The sequence below is a fragment of the Collinsella sp. Sow4_E3 genome, assembly GCF_052116285.1.
In the GTDB taxonomy this organism is placed as follows: domain Bacteria; phylum Actinomycetota; class Coriobacteriia; order Coriobacteriales; family Coriobacteriaceae; genus Collinsella.
In genome coordinates, this window is record NZ_JBQKLJ010000001.1 from 94,817 (window position 1) to 110,920 (window position 16,104).

Sequence of the window (16,104 nt, forward strand, 5' to 3'; positions counted from 1 at the left end):
CTATGGCACTTGAGAAGATTGATATCGACACCCTCGACCCGGCGGCGACCATTGTTGTGGCCACGGGTAACGCCCATAAGCTCACCGAGATCGAGGCCATTTTGGGCAAGGTCATGCCCGAGGTGCGCTTTGTGGCGCTCGGCCAGCTGGGCGATTTTGAGGACCCCGAGGAAAACGGCACGACGTTTTTGGAGAACGCCATCATCAAGGCGCAGGCTGCGGTCGAGGAGACGGGCCTTATGGCCATCGCCGACGATTCCGGCTTGGTCGTCGACGCGCTGGACGGTGAGCCGGGTGTGTATAGCGCGCGTTATGCGGGCGTACACGGCGATGATGCCGCCAACAATGCCAAACTTCTCGTTAATCTGGAAGGCGTGGCAGACGAGGATCGCACCGCACGCTTTATGAGCGTCGTTGCGCTCATCGACCAAGACGGCCTGGTCACCTATGGCGAGGGTGCCTGCGAGGGCGTTATCGCACACGAGGGCCGCGGCGACCACGGCTTTGGCTACGACCCGCTGTTCCTGCCGGTCGATACGCCGGGCAAAACTATGGCCGAGCTCACAGCGGACGAGAAGAACGCCATCAGCCATCGTTTCCATGCACTCGAGCACCTGTCCGCCAAACTCACGGGCGAGGAGTAGGCCGTGCGTGCGGTGGTGCAGCGCGTGCTCAACGCCGGTGTGACGGTCGACGGCGAGTGCGTGGGCCGCATTGGGCGCGGCTATCTGGTATTGCTGGGTGTGGGCCATGGCGATACGCGTGCCGAGGCCGATAAACTATGGGGCAAGCTCCGCGGGCTGCGTATCAACGAGGACGAGAACGGCAAGACTAACTTGGCGCTTGCCGATGTCGACGGCGAGGTGCTCGTGGTGTCGCAGTTTACGCTGTTTGCCGATTGCCGCCACGGCCGTCGTCCGTCGTTTACGGATGCTGGCGCGCCCGATGTCGCCAACGAGCTTTATGAGTACTTTCTGACGCTCGTCGCCCAGGACGTCGACCACGTGGCGCACGGCATCTTTGGCGCCGACATGAAAGTCGACCTGGTCAACGACGGCCCGTTCACCATTGTCCTCGATACCGACAATCTGTAAGTAGCCTAATTAGCTACTTGCGTGGGATTGTAACAGGGTGCTATAGTATTAGAGTTTTGTCTATCTTAGGGGTATTATCCCCTTTTTGAATTGCACCTTCTGGAGGCCCTGTTCATGGAAGAGATGGAAGTCAATTACGTCGACGACATCCACGAGAAGCTGACCGATATGGTGGGCGATCGCGTCAAGGTGAAGGCCAACATGGGCCGTACCCGCGTTGTCGAGCGCATGGGTACCATCAAGAGCGTCCACCCGGCTGTTTTTATCGTCGAGGTTGACGAGCGCCGCGGCCGCAAGTCGCGTCAGTCCTACCAGTACATCGACGTCCTTACCGGTCAGGTTGAACTGTTCGACCCCGAGAGCGGCGAGCACATCTTTACTCCGCTCGGCAACCAGCTCGAGGAGCATTAACGGTGACCGATCGGTCCCTCATCCTTACTGCGCCGGCAAAGATTAACCTCTACCTGGGGGTTCATACCGAGCGCGATACCCGCGGCTACCACAACGTCGATTCCCTGATGGCAGCTGTCGGCCTAGCCGATACCGTGACGGTCACGCCGGCGCAGGCGTTGACCGTCCAGACGGTTCCGGCATCAGATTTTCCCATGCAAAAGAATACTGCCTACCGCGCCGCCGTCGCCATGGCTGATCATTTCGGGCGCGAGGCAAACGTGTGCGTGACGATTGAGAAGCGCATCCCGCTGTGCGCCGGCCTGGGCGGCCCCTCGACGGATGCCGCGGCGGTTATCGTTGCCCTGGCTGAGCTGTGGGGCATCGACCGCACTGATCCTGCGCTGGACGAGATTGCGCGTGGCATCGGCGCCGACGTGCCGTTCTTTTTGCATACGAGCCCCGCATTCTACGTGGGTGGGGGAGACGTTCTGGCAACTGAGTACCCCGCGCTTCCTGTGACGCCCGTTGTGCTGGTCAAGCCGCGGGAGGCGCGCGTTTCGACAATTGAGGCCTATCGACGTTTTGACGAGGCCCCGGTGCCCGCGACTGCGCCCGGTGCCATTGCATTGGCTCTTCGCGTGAGTGATGCGAAGATGGCGTATTCGCTCATCCATAACAACTTGGGCATCATTTCTGCTTTGATGGAGCCGCAGATCCAGGCGGTTCTCGACTGGCTGAGCGAACAGGAGGGAATCGTTGCCGTGGACGTGTGCGGGTCGGGTGCCTGCTCGTTTGCCATTTGCGACACCGCCGCCACGGCCGAAAGGCTTGCCGACGCCGCCCAGCAAAATGGCTGGTGGTCCTGCGCGACTGAGCTTATTCCCAACACGGTACAAATCGACGCGCCAAAGAAATAAAAATTTCTCTAGCACGCGGCGAAAAACTTTGTTACTATAGTCGAGCTAACGGGTTGTGGCTCAGTTTGGTAGAGCACTGCGTTCGGGACGCAGGGGTCGCTGGTTCAAATCCAGTCAACCCGACCAGAGCATGAGAAGGGACCGCTTCTTGCGGTCCCTTTTTTTAGCTATTGTTGTGATACCGCGATACCCGCGGTATACTCATTCGAGCTTGTCTCGCTGTTTTGTGGAGGTCTACATGTTTGGACTGAGGGCTCCTGAGCTCATCATTATTCTCGTCGTTGTCCTGATTATCTTCGGGCCCAAGAACCTGCCGAAGCTCGGCAAGTCCCTCGGCTCTACCGTCAAGAATATCCGCGAGGGTATGGAGGGCGACGATAAGGACGAGACCAAGCAGGCCGAGGACGTTGTGGTCGAGGAGTCCGAGGAGGACAAGAAGATCGCAGAGCTCGAGGCCCAGCTCGCCGCCGCCAAGAAAAAGAAGGCAGAGGACGGCGACGCGGACGCAGAGTAGTCCCATCCCTTTGGGGTGAGCACCTGACCGGCTTGCCCGCAGGCTAGCCGGTCTTTTTCGTTATGTTGACAGTTGATTGTTACATCATAGTTGGGGAGATATCCGTATGGACGCAAGCCAGATCGTACTGACCGCTGAGGGCCGCCAGAAGCTCGTCGAGGAGCTCGCTTGGCGTGAGGGCGATTACGCCAAGGAGATCGTCGAGGACATCAAGGAAGCCCGCGCGTTTGGCGACCTTTCGGAGAACTCCGAGTACGATGCCGCCAAGGACAAGCAGGCTCAGAATGCTGCTCGCATTGCCGAGATTCAGGCTATTCTCGCCAACGCTCAGGTTGCTGCCACCACGGGCGATCTGACCGTCTCCATCGGTTCCACCGTTTCGCTGATTGATCCCAACGGTGAGGTCATGGAAGTCACGCTCGTCGGTACCACCGAGACCAACTCGCTCGAGCACAAGATCTCCAACGAGTCCCCGGTCGGCCACGCCATCATCGGCCACGGCGAGGGCGACTCCGTCGAGGTCGTTACGCCTTCCGGCAAGACTCGCGTCTACACCATCGCCAAGATCGCACGCTAGACCACGGTCCCGCGTAAAGGTATGTTTTCGCTCCCTGGGACCGAATCCTGGGGAGCGTTTTAGTTTGAGGAGCTAACTTATGGCAGAGAACCAGAACGCCGCCGAGCAGGCATCGACGCTCAACGACGAGCGCGCCACGCGCCTGGCCAAGCGCGCCGCCCTGTTCGAGGCGGGCCAGAACCCCTATCCCGAGCACTCCGAGATCGAGGACTACGTTGCCGACATCGAGGCTAAGTATGCCGATCTTGCCGATGGCGAAGACACCGAGGACGTCGTGAAGATCGGCGGCCGCGTGGTCGCCAAGCGTGGTCAGGGCAAGATCATGTTCATCGTCGTGCGCGACGCAACCGCCGAGATTCAGCTGTTCTGCCGCATCAACGACATGGATGAGGCAGCCTGGAATACGCTCAAGGCCCTCGACCTTGGCGATATCCTGGGTGTGACCGGTGTGGTTGTGCGTACTCAGCGCGGCCAGCTCTCCGTCGCCCCTAAGAGCGCGACCCTGCTCTCCAAGGCCGTTCGCCCGCTGCCCGAGAAGTTCCACGGTCTCTCCGACAAGGAGACCCGCTATCGTCAGCGCTATGTCGACCTGATCGCCAACGACGATGTCCGCGAGACCTTCCGCAAGCGCTCGCAGATCCTCTCCACCTTCCGTCGCTTTATGGAGTCCGACGGCTACATGGAGGTCGAGACCCCCATCCTGCAGACCATTCAGGGTGGCGCTACGGCTAAGCCGTTCATCACGCACTTTAACGCTCTCGATCAGGAGTGCTACCTGCGCATTGCTACCGAGCTGCACCTCAAGCGCTGCATCGTCGGTGGCTTTGAGCGCGTCTTCGAGATCGGTCGTATCTTCCGTAACGAGGGCATGGACCTCACCCACAACCCCGAGTTCACCACGATGGAGGCCTACCGTGCCTTCTCCGATCTCGAGGGCATGAAGGCGCTCGCCCAGGGCGTCATCAAGGCTGCCAACAAGGCCATCGGCAACCCCGAGGTCATCGAGTACCAGGGCCAGACCATCGATCTTTCCGGTGAGTGGGCAAGCCGCCCCATGACTGATATTGTCTCTGACGTGCTCGGCAAGAAGGTCACCATCGACACGCCTGTCGAGGAGCTTGCTGCCGCCGCGCGCGAGAAGGGCCTGGAGATCAAGCCCGAGTGGACTGCCGGCAAGATCATCGCCGAGATTTACGATGAGCTGGGCGAAGACACCATCGTCAACCCGACCTTCGTGTGCGATTACCCCATCGAGGTCAGCCCGCTCGCCAAGCGTTTTGAGGACGACCCGCGTCTGACCCACCGCTTTGAGCTGGTCATCGCCGGCCACGAGTACGCCAACGCATTCTCCGAGCTCAACGACCCGGTCGACCAGGCTGAGCGCTTTGCCGCCCAGATGGCCGAGAAGGCCGGCGGCGACGATGAGGCCATGGAGTATGACGAGGACTACGTGCGCGCCCTCGAGTACGGTATGCCTCCCGCGGGCGGCATTGGCATCGGTATCGACCGTGTGGTCATGCTGCTCACCAACCAGGCTTCCATCCGCGATGTCCTGCTGTTCCCGCACATGAAGCCCGAGAAGGGTTTCCAGTCCGGTGCCGCTGCCGCCAAGGCTGCCGAGGCCGGCAACGCCGCGAGCCCGTTCGTTAAGTCGCTTAAGCCCACGCTCGATTACTCCAAGATCGCCGTTGAGCCGCTGTTTGAGGAGTTCGTCGACTTCGATACCTTCTCCAAGAGCGATTTCCGCGCTGTGAAGGTCAAGGCATGCGAGGCCGTCAAGAAGTCCAAGAAGCTGCTGAACTTTACGCTCGACGACGGTACCGGTGCCGACCGCACCATCCTCTCCGGCATCCACGAATACTATGAGCCCGAGGACCTGGTCGGTAAGACCCTGCTTGCCATCACCAACCTGCCTCCGCGCAAGATGATGGGCATCCCCAGCTGCGGCATGCTCATCAGTGCCATCCACGAGGAGGAGGGCGAGGAGCGCCTCAACCTGATCCAGCTCGACGCCTCCATTCCCGCCGGCGCAAAGATGTACTAATTGGTTCCGCCGTTCTACCGAACGGCGGACCAGCCGACGCTGCGCGCCGCCCAGGGCGACAATTTGTCATTCAAAAGGCAAGGCATGACCAGAAGGTCTATGCCTTGCCTTTTTCATGCCAACTTGTTCGCCCTGGACGTCGCTCGCTGTCGTTGCCAAAACATCGGCGTTGCCGGAGTAGTCGTTGGGGACGTTCTTAAACGACTACCCAACGGCTATTGTGCACATGTCTCGCATGACAGTTGTCTCTTTTATGTTTCCTTTAGCTGTCGCTGTCTAGGATGGGGGTTAGTCGGCAGGAAGGGAGCGCCTATATGGACGATGCGAGCGAGCGCGCAATCGAAGAGGACATGCTCGATCAGTTCAATTACTTTGATGATGAGGACGAGGAGCTGATCGACCGTCGCGAGCCAGCGCCGCTTGATTCCTTTGATCTGGTCGATGAAGAGACTGATGAGGTTGAGGACGAATCAACGGAGTCCCCACAGTCTTCGCGCCTTAACTCGCTGCTTTCGAGAGCCCCCATGCACCACGGCGTTCGTGCCGGCGCGCTCCATATGAAAACTGACTGGCACCAGATCGTGACGGCAGGCGATGAATTTGCCGTCGATGCGCCGCTCACCGATAAATCATCCATCGTCTGCCGCACCGGTATGCTTATGCTCGCGAGTGGAACGGGTGCCTGGCGCGTACGCGATACCATGAATCGAGTCGCCGCCGTACTCGGTGTCACCATCCATGTTGACTTAAGTCTCCTGTCGTTTGAGTGTACTTGCATCGAAGATGGCCACTGCTTTAACGAGGTCGTCAGCCTGCCCACAACGGGCGTCAATACCCATCGCATTTGGATGATGGAGAGCTTCCTAAAGGAAATCGAGACATATGGCCGCCGTTTTACGGTGCACGAGTATCACGAGATGCTCAAGACCGTTGAGAGTTCAAAACCTGATTACGCGCCCTGGCAACAGGGCCTTGCGGCAGCCTGCGCCTGTGGCGCCTTTGTCTTTTTACTTGGTGGCGGTCCCATTGAGATGGCATGCGCGTTCGTGGGCGCGGGTGTCGGCAACTTTGCCCGCTCCCATATTCTCAAGCAAGGCCTTGGCCAGTTCAGCGCTTTGACGCTCGGTGTCGCACTGGCCTGTATCTCATATTTGCTGGCATTGCTCGGCCTCGCCCAGGTTGTTCCGGGTGCAATGTCGCACCAAGAAGGCTATATCGGCGCCATGCTCTTTGTGATTCCTGGCTTTCCGCTCATTACGGCAGGTCTCGACATCGCTAAGCTCGACATGCGAAGCGGTATCGAGCGTCTTTCGTATGCTGTGTCGATTATTGTGATGGCGACCCTCGTAGGTTGGATGGTTGCCGAGTGTGTGGGACTGGCGCCGGACGACTTTGCCCCATTGGGCCTTTCGCCGCATGCCCTTACGCTCCTGCGCGTGGTGATGAGCTTCGTTGGCGTATTCGGCTTCTCGGTGATGTTCAACAGCCCGGTAAAGATGGCCGCGGCGGCTGGGTTGATCGGCGCCGTGTCCAATACCCTGCGTCTGACCCTTGTCGATGCGCCGACGATGATTCCCTTCCTGGGCCTCAGCACGGGAATGCCTCCCGAGGCAGCAGCGTTTATCGGCGCGCTGGTATCGGGTCTGCTGGCAAGCTTGGCCGAAGTCAAGCTCACCTACCCGCGCATCGCCCTCACGGTGCCTTCGATTGTCATTATGGTGCCCGGTCTGTATCTCTATCGCTCTATGTATTACATGTGCACCTTCGACACAGTCAATATGCTCGGCTGGTTTGTGCGCGCAGTGCTCATCGTAGCGTTTCTGCCCGTTGGGCTGGGTGTGGCGCGTACGCTCACCGACCCTCGCTGGCGCTACACCAGCTAATTGGTACAAGGGGGACAGGTTACTTTGCACCAAATGAGTTGCGGAGAAATAGGGACTGAATTGCTGCTTAAAGGGTCAAAACAGTCCGTATTCCACTGCAACTTATGAGGTCGGGGGATTATCGGTGCCCTGCATCTTCATAAACTCAACGCTTACGAAGCGCGCGCCGTTCGTGTTAGGGTGGTTCCACCACATAAGTAGTCGCAGACGCACGTACCACGGGCGGGCGAGATGAAGTCCCAGTAACTCCATCTCGCCCGCCCGTTTTTGTTGGCGGCGCCGCGACGCAACACAGAAAGGACCATGCCCTTTATGCCTATCAACAAACGAGAGAGCCTGCTGTTCACCTTTATCATGTGCTTTTGCATGGTGCTCTGGATGAGCATCTACAACGTTGCCCTGCAGCACGGGGCCATCAACGGCGAGGTCATTGCCGCCGCGTGGCTCGGCTTCCCCGTTGCCTATGTCTTTGCCATGTGCTGCGACTGGTTTGTTGCCAGCCCCCTTGCCAAGGGTTTCGCTTTTAAATTCCTGGTCACGCCGGGTAAGAGCTCACCGCTTGCCATGACGCTCGCCGTCAGCTCCTGCATGGTCGTTCCCATGGTCATCATCATGTCGCTCTACGGCGCGTGCGAAGGCCTGCTCCATATGCCCGGCGGCCCGCTTGCCAATCTGCAGGTGCTGCCGATGATGTGGCTCGTCAACATTCCGCGCAACTTTATCATGGCCCTGCCCTGGAACCTGCTGGTGGCTGGTCCGGTTGCTCGCTTTATCTTCCGACGCGCCTTCCCCATGGGAACCGTCTTTGAAGAGCAGCATATGGAGCTCGTACGTATGCCGGGCGCTCCCGTTGCCGATGTCGACGATGACGATGCCGAGAGCATGGACGCCGAGCCAGCCTGCTAGGCAAGAGCCTCTAACCTAGAGCACCCGCCGCACCCGGCGATTCCTTTTTTGTAGACGTTGTCGTATGGCTGCACGCGGAAAAGGCCACAGCGGTTAACATATACTCCATATGGGTAAAGAGACCAAAGCGCCGCCACGAGTGGCGCTTTGCGCTTGAAAAACTAGCTCGTCTAAGAGGAACTAGCATGTTGGACCGTTTTACCGATCGCGCGCGCAAGGTCATGTCCATGGCCAAGCAGGAGGCGCTCGATCTTCACTCAAATAAGGTGGGTACTGAGCATCTGCTGCTCGCGCTCGCCAAGGAGGACGAGGGCATTGCCGCCGAGGCACTGCGCTCACTCGATATCTCCTACGATGACATCATGGACACGCTCAAGGAGGTCCAGACCACCGTTCCCGAGCCCAGCGAGGAGACCGAGGCCGCTAAGCTCGCCTTTACGCCGCTCGTCATCAGCGTGATGGAGCGTTCCTTCCGCGTGGCGCGCGAGAACAACCAGACCTATGTGTCGACCGAGCACCTGCTCATCGGTATCGTCGAAGAGGGCAACGGCATGGCCATGGACATTCTCATGCGCCTGGGTGTTTCGTCCGCTTCCATTAAAAAAGCCATCGAGAAGCTTACCGCCAAGGATCAAGACAAGAAGCGCCCGCTCGCCGGTGCCGGTGCCGGGCGTCCCGGTACAGGCCTGCCGTTCTTTAGCGGCTCGGACGCCTCGCAGCAAAAGGGGAGCGGCACCGACACGCTCAAGCAGTTCGCCACCAACCTTACGCAGAAGGCGCGCGACGGCGAGCTCGACCCGGTGATCGGTCGCGAAAAGGAAGTCCAGCGCATGATGGAGATCCTTTCGCGCCGCACCAAGAACAACCCGCTTATCTTGGGTGACCCCGGCGTGGGCAAGACGGCCATCGTCGAGGGCCTGGCGCAGCAGATCGCTGCCGGCAACGTGCCCGAGAACCTTATGAACCAGAACATCTGGACGCTCGACCTGCCGGGTCTTGTCGCGGGCGCCAAATATCGCGGTGAGTTTGAGGAGCGTCTCAAGAACGTAATCCAGGAGGCAACCGAAGCCGACGACGTCATCCTGTTTATCGACGAGATGCACACCATCATCGGTGCCGGTTCTGCCGAGGGATCCATCGATGCAAGCTCCATGCTCAAGCCCGTGCTCGCGCGCGGCGCTTTCCAGATCATCGGTGCCACCACGGCCGAGGAGTTCCGCAAGTACCTCACCAAGGACCCGGCCTTCGAGCGCCGCTTCCAGACCATCGATGTTGAGGAGCCAAGCGTCGAGGACACGGTCAAGATCCTGACCGCGCTCAAGCCGCGCTACGAGGAGCACCACCACGTGCGCTATACGCAGGGTGCCATCGAGGCCGCCGCGAACCTCTCCAACCGCTACATCCAGGATCGCTTCCTGCCCGATAAGGCCATCGACCTCATCGACGAGGCCGGCGCCCGCGCCCGCATTGCCGCCAACCGTGCGCCTGAGCCGGTGCGCGAGGCCGAGCATCGCGTGGAGGAGCTCAAGGCTGCCGCGCAGGAGGCCACCGAGGGCGACGACATGAACAAGGCCGCCGAGATTACCGAGCAGCAGAAGGCTGCCGAGATTGAGCTCGCCGAGGCCAAGGCAGCTTGGACGGCCGAGCTCGACGCCAGCCCGCTCACCATCGATGTCGCCCAGGTTGCCGACATCGTGTCCGTGACCTCGGGCGTGCCGGTGTCTTCGCTCACCGAGAGCGAAAGCCGTCGTCTGTTGCAGACCGAAAGCGTGCTCAAGACCCGCATTATCGGCCAGGATGAGGCTGTCGAGGCCGTGGCCAAGGCAGTGCGCCGCAGCCGCTCGCCGCTCAAGGACCCGCGTCGTCCCGGCGGCAGCTTTATCTTCTTGGGTCCTACCGGCACAGGCAAGACCGAGCTCGCCAAGACGCTCGCCGAGTATCTCTTTGGCAGCAAGGACGCGCTCATCAGCTTCGACATGTCGGAGTTTGGCAGCGAGTTCGAGGTCTCCAAGCTTATCGGTAGCCCCCCGGGCTACGTGGGCCACGACGAGGGCGGTCAGCTCACCAAGGCCGTTCGCCGTCACCCGTACTCGGTCGTGCTGTTCGACGAGATCGAGAAGGCGCACCCCGATATCTTCAACATCTTGCTGCAGGTGCTTGAGGAGGGTCGCCTGACCGATAGCCAGGGCAAGACGGTCGATTTCCGCAACACCGTGATCATCATGACGTCCAACGTGGGCGCCCGCGAGATTGCGCAGGATGCGAGCGTTGGCTTTGGCACCACCGGTGAGCAGGGTCTTACCTCGAGCGAGATTAAGGGCCGTGCGATGGGCGAACTCAAGCGCCTGTTCCGCCCCGAGCTGCTCAACCGTATCGATGACATCGTGGTGTTTCAGAAGCTTTCGGGCGAGAACCTGACCAAGATCGCTCACCTGCTGGTGGACGACTTGCGCCAGCGCCTGATTGCCAACGGCATGAACATCAAACTCACCGATGCGGCCTACGACAAGATCGTAGCCGAGGGTACCGACCTCACCAACGGCGCACGTCCGCTGCGCCGCGCCATCCAAAAGCTCATCGAGGATCCGCTGTCCGAGGAGCTGCTGGCCGGCGAGTGGGGCAGCGGCGATACCGTCATGTGCGACGTGGCCGACGGCAAGTTCGTCTTTAGCCACGGTACGGGCGAGATCCCAGCGCCGCGTCCGGCAGGTGCGCTTGGGGGCGATACCGCTCCGGAAGCGCCGCACACCGGAAACGCCGCGCCTGTGAGCAGTGGCGTAAGCTCGGGCCCCGGCGGCATGATGCAAGCCGGTTCCGGCGCGCTGTAGGGCGTAACAAAACCTTGTGTCCACGAGGGCGTTCCAAAGGAGCGCCCTTTTTTCTGTTGGAAAGGCCCCTCGTTCAAAGTAAAGCTCATTAAACATACCAACGGCGTATGCATAAGCGTTGATCAAGCGTTGAGGTTGGTTGAAGGGTCCAACGTCCCTTCGGCGCGGTCCGTCTACCTGCTTTATCTTAATAAAGTGGCGTTTCTCCGCCGTTAGCCGATGATGCGAGAGCGCTCGGCGTTTTCGACTGGTTTATGCAAACGAAGTCTGGGAATATACAAGGCGCATGTCTTATTGTCTAACCAGTTGCGCCAAGGAGGCACCATGGACTACAAGATCACCGGCTATGAGCCCGCCCAGCTGTTCCATTTCTTTGAGGAGGTCAGCGCGATTCCCCGTGGGTCTGGCAACGAGAAGGGTATCAGCGATTTCCTGGTTGCGTTTGCCAAGGAGCGCGGCCTCGATGTGTACCAGGACGAGGTCTACAACGTCATCATTCGCAAGCCCGCATCTGCCGGTGCCGAGAATGCCCCGACCGTGATGCTGCAGGGCCACATCGATATGGTGTGCGACAAGCTGGGCTCCGTTGAGCACGACTTTACGACCGATGGTATCGACCTGCTCGTCAAGGACGGCGTTCTCACCGCTAACGGCACCACGCTGGGCGCCGACAACGGTATCGCCGTCGCTCTGATGCTCACTGTTCTCGATGACGATTCGATCGTTCACCCCGCCCTCGAGTGCGTATTCACCACCGACGAGGAGACTGGCCTGGTCGGCGCCGAGACGCTCGACAAGTCCCAGATTAGCGCCCGCACCATGATCAACCTTGACTCCGAGGAAGAGGGCGTTGCCACCGTCAGCTGCGCCGGCGGCGTCGTCGTTACCTACACCTGCCCGATCGCGCGCGAGCACAAGACCGGTAGTACCCTCACGTTCGACATCTCCGGCCTGCTGGGCGGTCACTCCGGCAGCGATATCCACCTGGAGCGCGGCAACGGCAACCTCATCATGGCCCGCATCATCGACCGCCTGATGGTTGCCGGCGAGCCCGCCATCGTTAGCTTTAACGGCGGCACCAAGGACAACGCCATCAACCGTGAGTGCAAGGCTGTTCTGGTCTACGCCGACCACGCTGCCGCCGAGGCCGCGGCCCAGATCGCAAAGGGCACTATCGCCGACGTCACTGCCGAGCTCGAGGTCTTCGACCCCGGCTTTACCTGCACTGTCGAGATTGCCGACGACGCCGAGGTCGAGGCCATGGACGAGAAGTCCGCGCTTGCCCTCATCCGCGCCCTGCGTCTTGCCCCCAACGGCGTGATCCGTCGCAACGTCGCTACCGACGGCTCCGTCGAGGTTTCCTCCAACATCGGTGTGGTTGCCACTTCTGACGACGAGGTCAAGATCATGCTGTCCCCGCGCTCCTCGATCACCTCGCTGCAGAACGAGTTCAAGGACCGCCTGCAGACGCTGGCCGATGTCCTGGGCTTCGACGCCAAGTTTGAGTTCGAGTATCCCGGCTGGAGCTATGCCGAGCATTCGCCGGTCCGCGACGTCTTTATCGAGAGCTATTGCGAGCTCTTTGGCTCCGAGCTGCGCATCGAGTCCATTCACGCCGGCCTTGAGTGCGGCCTGTTTGCCGAGGCCCTGCACGGCCTGGACGCCATCGCCGTGGGCCCGACGCTCTCCGATGTCCACACCCCGGACGAGAGCATGGAGCTCGCTTCTGCCGAGCGCTTCTACGAGCTGCTCATCGACGTCCTCAAGCGCCTTGCCGCGTAAAGGTCGCCTTGGTTAAGCCGCTCTAAAACGGCTGGCTATGAAAACGGCCGCCTGGCGTAATGCCGGGCGGCCGTTATTCGTTACAGTGCGAGGATCCCAAGGTGCTCAAGTAGGATCTTAAGCCCGATGAGGACGAGTACGACGCCACCCACGATGGTGGCGGGTTTTTCGTAGCGCGCGCCAAAGGTGTGGCCGATCGCTACGCCGGCGACGGAGAAGATGAACGTTGTGACGCCGATAAGTGATACAGAGGGCACGATATCGACCGAGAGCGCGGCAAACGAGATGCCCACGGCGAGCGCGTCAATCGAGGTGGCGATGGCAAGGATTAGGTATTCGCCCAGGTCGATCTTTTCGGCATCCTTGCCGTCGCCTTCGTCCTCATCCTCGTCTTCGGTAAAGGTTTCCCACAGCATCTTGCCGCCGATAAAGGCCAAAAGGATAAAGGCGATCCAATGGTCTATGGGACCGATGATGCCCATGAACTGGCTGCCGAGTGCCCAACCGATTACGGGCATGCCGGCCTGAAAGCCGCCAAAGAACAGGCCGAGCACAACGGCGACTTTAAGGTTGATCTTTTTCATGCCGAGACCCTTGCAGATGGAAACGGCAAAGGCGTCCATCGAAAGGCCAACGGCGAGCAACACGAGCTCTGCGAGTCCCATAGTCTGGCCCCCTCTCTGCGGGCGAACCCGATTACACGACCACTCCCTCATTTATATGAGACCCGATGCTACCACATGAGCAGCCAAAAGAGCCCCGTCCCAAATGAGCTACCTAAGCGGTGTTCGCTCATTCTGTAAGCATCGGAATTTGCGGGCGTCACAGGGGCAAACCGTGAGAAACTTATTGACGTTTATGGAGCGTATACGATGGGAGCGATGCCTTGGATAAGAACGAGCTGCAAAAGCGTATGGAACAGGCCATCCGCCTGACGGCACCTGGCCAGCCGATCCGCACCGCCCTTGACATGATCATCGCCGGTCACCTGGGCGCCCTTATCTGCGTCGGCGACACCGAAAACGTGCTCGCTGCCGGTAACGACGGCTTCCCGCTCAACATTTCGTTTACCTCGAACCGCCTGTTCGAGCTTTCCAAGATGGACGGCGCCATCGTCATCGACGGCGACCTTACCCAGATCCTGCGCGCCAATTTCCACCTCAATCCCGACCCCTCGCTCGCCACGAGCGAGACGGGCATGCGTCACCGTACTGCCGCTCGCATGTCGGTGCTCACCGACGCCATCGTGATCTCGGTCTCGGCCCGTCGTGCCGTCGTCAACGTGTATGTGCACGGCAAGAGCTATGAGATTCAGCCCGTCACCACCATCATGAGCTCGGTCAACCAGCTCGTCGCTACGCTTCAGACCACCCGTCAGTCGCTCGACCGCTCCCTGCTGCGTCTGACGGCCCTCGAGCTGGACGACTACGTCACGCTCGCCGACATCACCGGCATTTTCTCGAGTTTCGAGATTATGCAGCAGGCAAAGACCGAGCTTAAGGATTGCATTGTCAAGCTGGGCAACCAGGGCAAGCTCGTGCAGATGCAGCTCGAGCAGCTCGCCGGCTCCAGCATGGATACCGAGTACGACTTGATGATTCGCGACTACGCAAGCGATTCCTCCGAGGCAAACGCCGAGAAGATCCGTGCCGAGCTTAGCCGCATGACGCCCAAGGACTTGTCTGACCCGCAGCATGTGGCGGCGGTTCTGGGTTACGACGACCTGGACGAGGACTCCGTCATGACGCCGCTGGGCCTGCGCACGCTTTCGCGCGTGTCCGTCGTGCGCGACGGCGTGGCCGAGAAGATCGTCGACGAGTATGGCTCGCTGCAGGAGCTCATGGACGACATCAGCAAGGATCCGGAGCGCCTGGGCGACTTTGGCGTTAACAACCCTGCCATTCTTGCGGACTCCCTGTACCGCATGAAGGGCACCAAACAGGGGAACGCATAATGGCGCCCGTATGCGCCGTGGTCGTTGCCGGTGGCAGCGGCCAGCGCTTTGGTAATCCCGGTGGCAAGCAGCTCGTCAATGTAGCGGGCCGTCCGCTTATGAGCTGGTCCATCCGCGCGTTTGACCGTAGCGATAAGGTCGGCCATATCGTCGTGGTTTGCCCTGCCGAGCGTCGTGCCGAGATGCGCCGCCTGGCCATCAGCCCGTATTCGTATAACACGCCCATCAGCTTCGCCGATGCCGGCGATACCCGCCAGGACTCCACTCGTGCCGGCGTGCATGCGGTGCCGGCAGGCTTTGAATACGTCGCCATTCACGACGGCGCTCGTCCGCTCATTACTACCGAGGCCATCGATCACGCTATCGACGTGCTCGTGAGTGACCGCTCGCTCGACGGTGTCGTGTGTGGCCAGCCCGCGATCGACACGCTCAAGATCGTCGATGGGGACAACATCGTCGAGACGCCGCCACGCGAACTCTATTGGGCCGCGCAGACGCCGCAGATCTTTAGTGTCGACGCCATGAAACGCGCCCATGCCGCGGCGATTGCCGAGGGCTTTATCGGTACGGACGATTCGTCACTGGTCGAGCGCATGGGTGGGCGCGTCCGCTGCGTCCAGAGCCCGCGCGACAACCTTAAGGTGACGGTGCCCGAGGACTTGCGTCCCGTAACCGCGATTTTGCTCGGGCGGATGGCCGAGAGAGAGGACCTTCCCCATGTTCAGTAACCTGCGCATTGGCCACGGCTACGACGTCCACCGTTTGGTGGAGGGGCGTCGATGTATCATCGGCGGGGTCGACATTCCCTACGAGCGCGGCCTGCTGGGCCACTCGGATGCCGATGTGCTCGCGCACGCGCTGGCCGACGCTATTCTGGGCGCCTGCCGCGGGGGAGACATTGGCAAGCTGTTCCCCGACACCGACCCCGCCTACGAGGGTGCCGACTCGATGGTGTTGCTTGCCCGCGTAATGGACTATGCGCGCGAGCTGGGCTTTGAGTTTGTCGATGCCGACTGCACCATTGCCTGCCAGCAGCCTAAGATCACCCCGCACCGCGATTCCATGCGTGCCAACTTGGCCCATGCCCTGGGCGTTGACGTTGAAAACGTGGGCGTCGCCGCCACCACGACCGAAAAGCTCGGTTGGGAAGGTCAAGGCGAGGGAATTGGCGCCTGGGCCGTCTGCCTGCTACAGAAAACCGTTAAGGAGTAA

General features: G+C 60.4%; 15 protein-coding genes and 1 tRNA gene. 15 read left to right on the forward strand and 1 reads right to left on the reverse strand.

Annotated elements, in window-relative coordinates:
- Positions 1–2 precede the first annotated feature (2 nt).
- From rdgB to ACTQ48_RS00425, 12 genes are all read left to right on the forward strand, one after another.
- The gene (gene rdgB / locus ACTQ48_RS00370) at positions 3–644 is read left to right on the forward strand and encodes an RdgB/HAM1 family non-canonical purine NTP pyrophosphatase (RefSeq protein ID WP_118206636.1); all 642 of its coding nucleotides are present in this window, start codon (positions 3–5) and stop codon (positions 642–644) included.
- 3 nt (positions 645–647) lie between these two features.
- On the forward strand, positions 648–1,094 hold the full coding sequence (gene dtd / locus ACTQ48_RS00375) for a D-aminoacyl-tRNA deacylase (RefSeq protein WP_117797049.1): 447 nt from the start codon (positions 648–650) through the stop codon (positions 1,092–1,094).
- Between the two features lie 114 nt (positions 1,095–1,208).
- Positions 1,209–1,505, forward strand: a complete 297-nt coding sequence (locus tag ACTQ48_RS00380; RefSeq protein ID WP_118206416.1) for a Veg family protein — start codon at positions 1,209–1,211, stop codon at positions 1,503–1,505.
- 2 nt (positions 1,506–1,507) lie between these two features.
- Complete coding sequence (gene ispE / locus ACTQ48_RS00385) at positions 1,508–2,404, forward strand: 4-(cytidine 5'-diphospho)-2-C-methyl-D-erythritol kinase (RefSeq protein WP_441569857.1); 897 nt, start codon at positions 1,508–1,510, stop codon at positions 2,402–2,404.
- 49 nt (positions 2,405–2,453) lie between these two features.
- Positions 2,454–2,530, forward strand: a tRNA-Pro gene (locus ACTQ48_RS00390).
- A gap of 112 nt (positions 2,531–2,642) precedes the next feature.
- Positions 2,643–2,918 carry a twin-arginine translocase TatA/TatE family subunit gene (tatA, locus tag ACTQ48_RS00395; protein ID WP_195838497.1) on the forward strand — a complete coding sequence of 92 codons (276 nt, stop codon included), beginning with the start codon at positions 2,643–2,645 and terminating at the stop codon, positions 2,916–2,918.
- Positions 2,919–3,024: 106 nt separating this feature from the next.
- Positions 3,025–3,495 carry a transcription elongation factor GreA gene (greA, locus tag ACTQ48_RS00400; protein ID WP_006234960.1) on the forward strand — a complete coding sequence of 157 codons (471 nt, stop codon included), beginning with the start codon at positions 3,025–3,027 and terminating at the stop codon, positions 3,493–3,495.
- A 79-nt stretch (positions 3,496–3,574) separates the two neighbouring features.
- Positions 3,575–5,539, forward strand: a complete 1,965-nt coding sequence (lysS, locus tag ACTQ48_RS00405) for a lysine--tRNA ligase (RefSeq protein WP_154514782.1) — start codon at positions 3,575–3,577, stop codon at positions 5,537–5,539.
- 314 nt (positions 5,540–5,853) lie between these two features.
- Positions 5,854–7,422 (forward strand): threonine/serine ThrE exporter family protein, encoded by a 1,569-nt coding sequence (locus ACTQ48_RS00410; RefSeq protein WP_441569858.1) that lies wholly within the window; start codon positions 5,854–5,856, stop codon positions 7,420–7,422.
- Positions 7,423–7,734: 312 nt separating this feature from the next.
- On the forward strand, positions 7,735–8,328 hold the full coding sequence (locus ACTQ48_RS00415) for a DUF2798 domain-containing protein (protein WP_441569859.1): 594 nt from the start codon (positions 7,735–7,737) through the stop codon (positions 8,326–8,328).
- Between the two features lie 185 nt (positions 8,329–8,513).
- Positions 8,514–11,156 carry an ATP-dependent Clp protease ATP-binding subunit gene (locus ACTQ48_RS00420; RefSeq protein WP_441535963.1) on the forward strand — a complete coding sequence of 881 codons (2,643 nt, stop codon included), beginning with the start codon at positions 8,514–8,516 and terminating at the stop codon, positions 11,154–11,156.
- A 324-nt stretch (positions 11,157–11,480) separates the two neighbouring features.
- A complete protein-coding gene (locus ACTQ48_RS00425; RefSeq protein ID WP_441569860.1) occupies positions 11,481–12,938 on the forward strand; it encodes an aminoacyl-histidine dipeptidase in 1,458 nt (485 codons plus the stop codon).
- 80 nt (positions 12,939–13,018) lie between these two features.
- On the opposite strand, the gene ACTQ48_RS00430 is transcribed toward ACTQ48_RS00425, so the two are convergent.
- Positions 13,019–13,603: a manganese efflux pump MntP family protein gene (locus ACTQ48_RS00430; RefSeq protein ID WP_427793585.1), complete on the reverse strand. Its 585-nt coding sequence runs from the start codon at positions 13,601–13,603 to the stop codon at positions 13,019–13,021.
- Positions 13,604–13,851: 248 nt separating this feature from the next.
- Between ACTQ48_RS00430 and disA the strand changes: the two genes are divergently transcribed.
- Genes disA through ispF form a run of 3 tightly spaced genes read left to right on the forward strand, consistent with a single transcriptional unit; the run spans position 13,852 to position 16,104 of the window.
- On the forward strand, positions 13,852–14,892 hold the full coding sequence (gene disA / locus ACTQ48_RS00435; RefSeq protein ID WP_370450554.1) for a DNA integrity scanning diadenylate cyclase DisA: 1,041 nt from the start codon (positions 13,852–13,854) through the stop codon (positions 14,890–14,892).
- Positions 14,892–15,620, forward strand: coding sequence for a 2-C-methyl-D-erythritol 4-phosphate cytidylyltransferase (ispD, locus tag ACTQ48_RS00440; RefSeq protein ID WP_154514770.1), 729 nt, complete (start codon positions 14,892–14,894; stop codon positions 15,618–15,620). Before disA ends, ispD begins: the two co-directional genes overlap by 1 nt.
- Entirely contained in the window at positions 15,610–16,104 is a 495-nt protein-coding gene (gene ispF, locus ACTQ48_RS00445) for a 2-C-methyl-D-erythritol 2,4-cyclodiphosphate synthase (protein ID WP_441547180.1), read from the forward strand. Before ispD ends, ispF begins: the two co-directional genes overlap by 11 nt.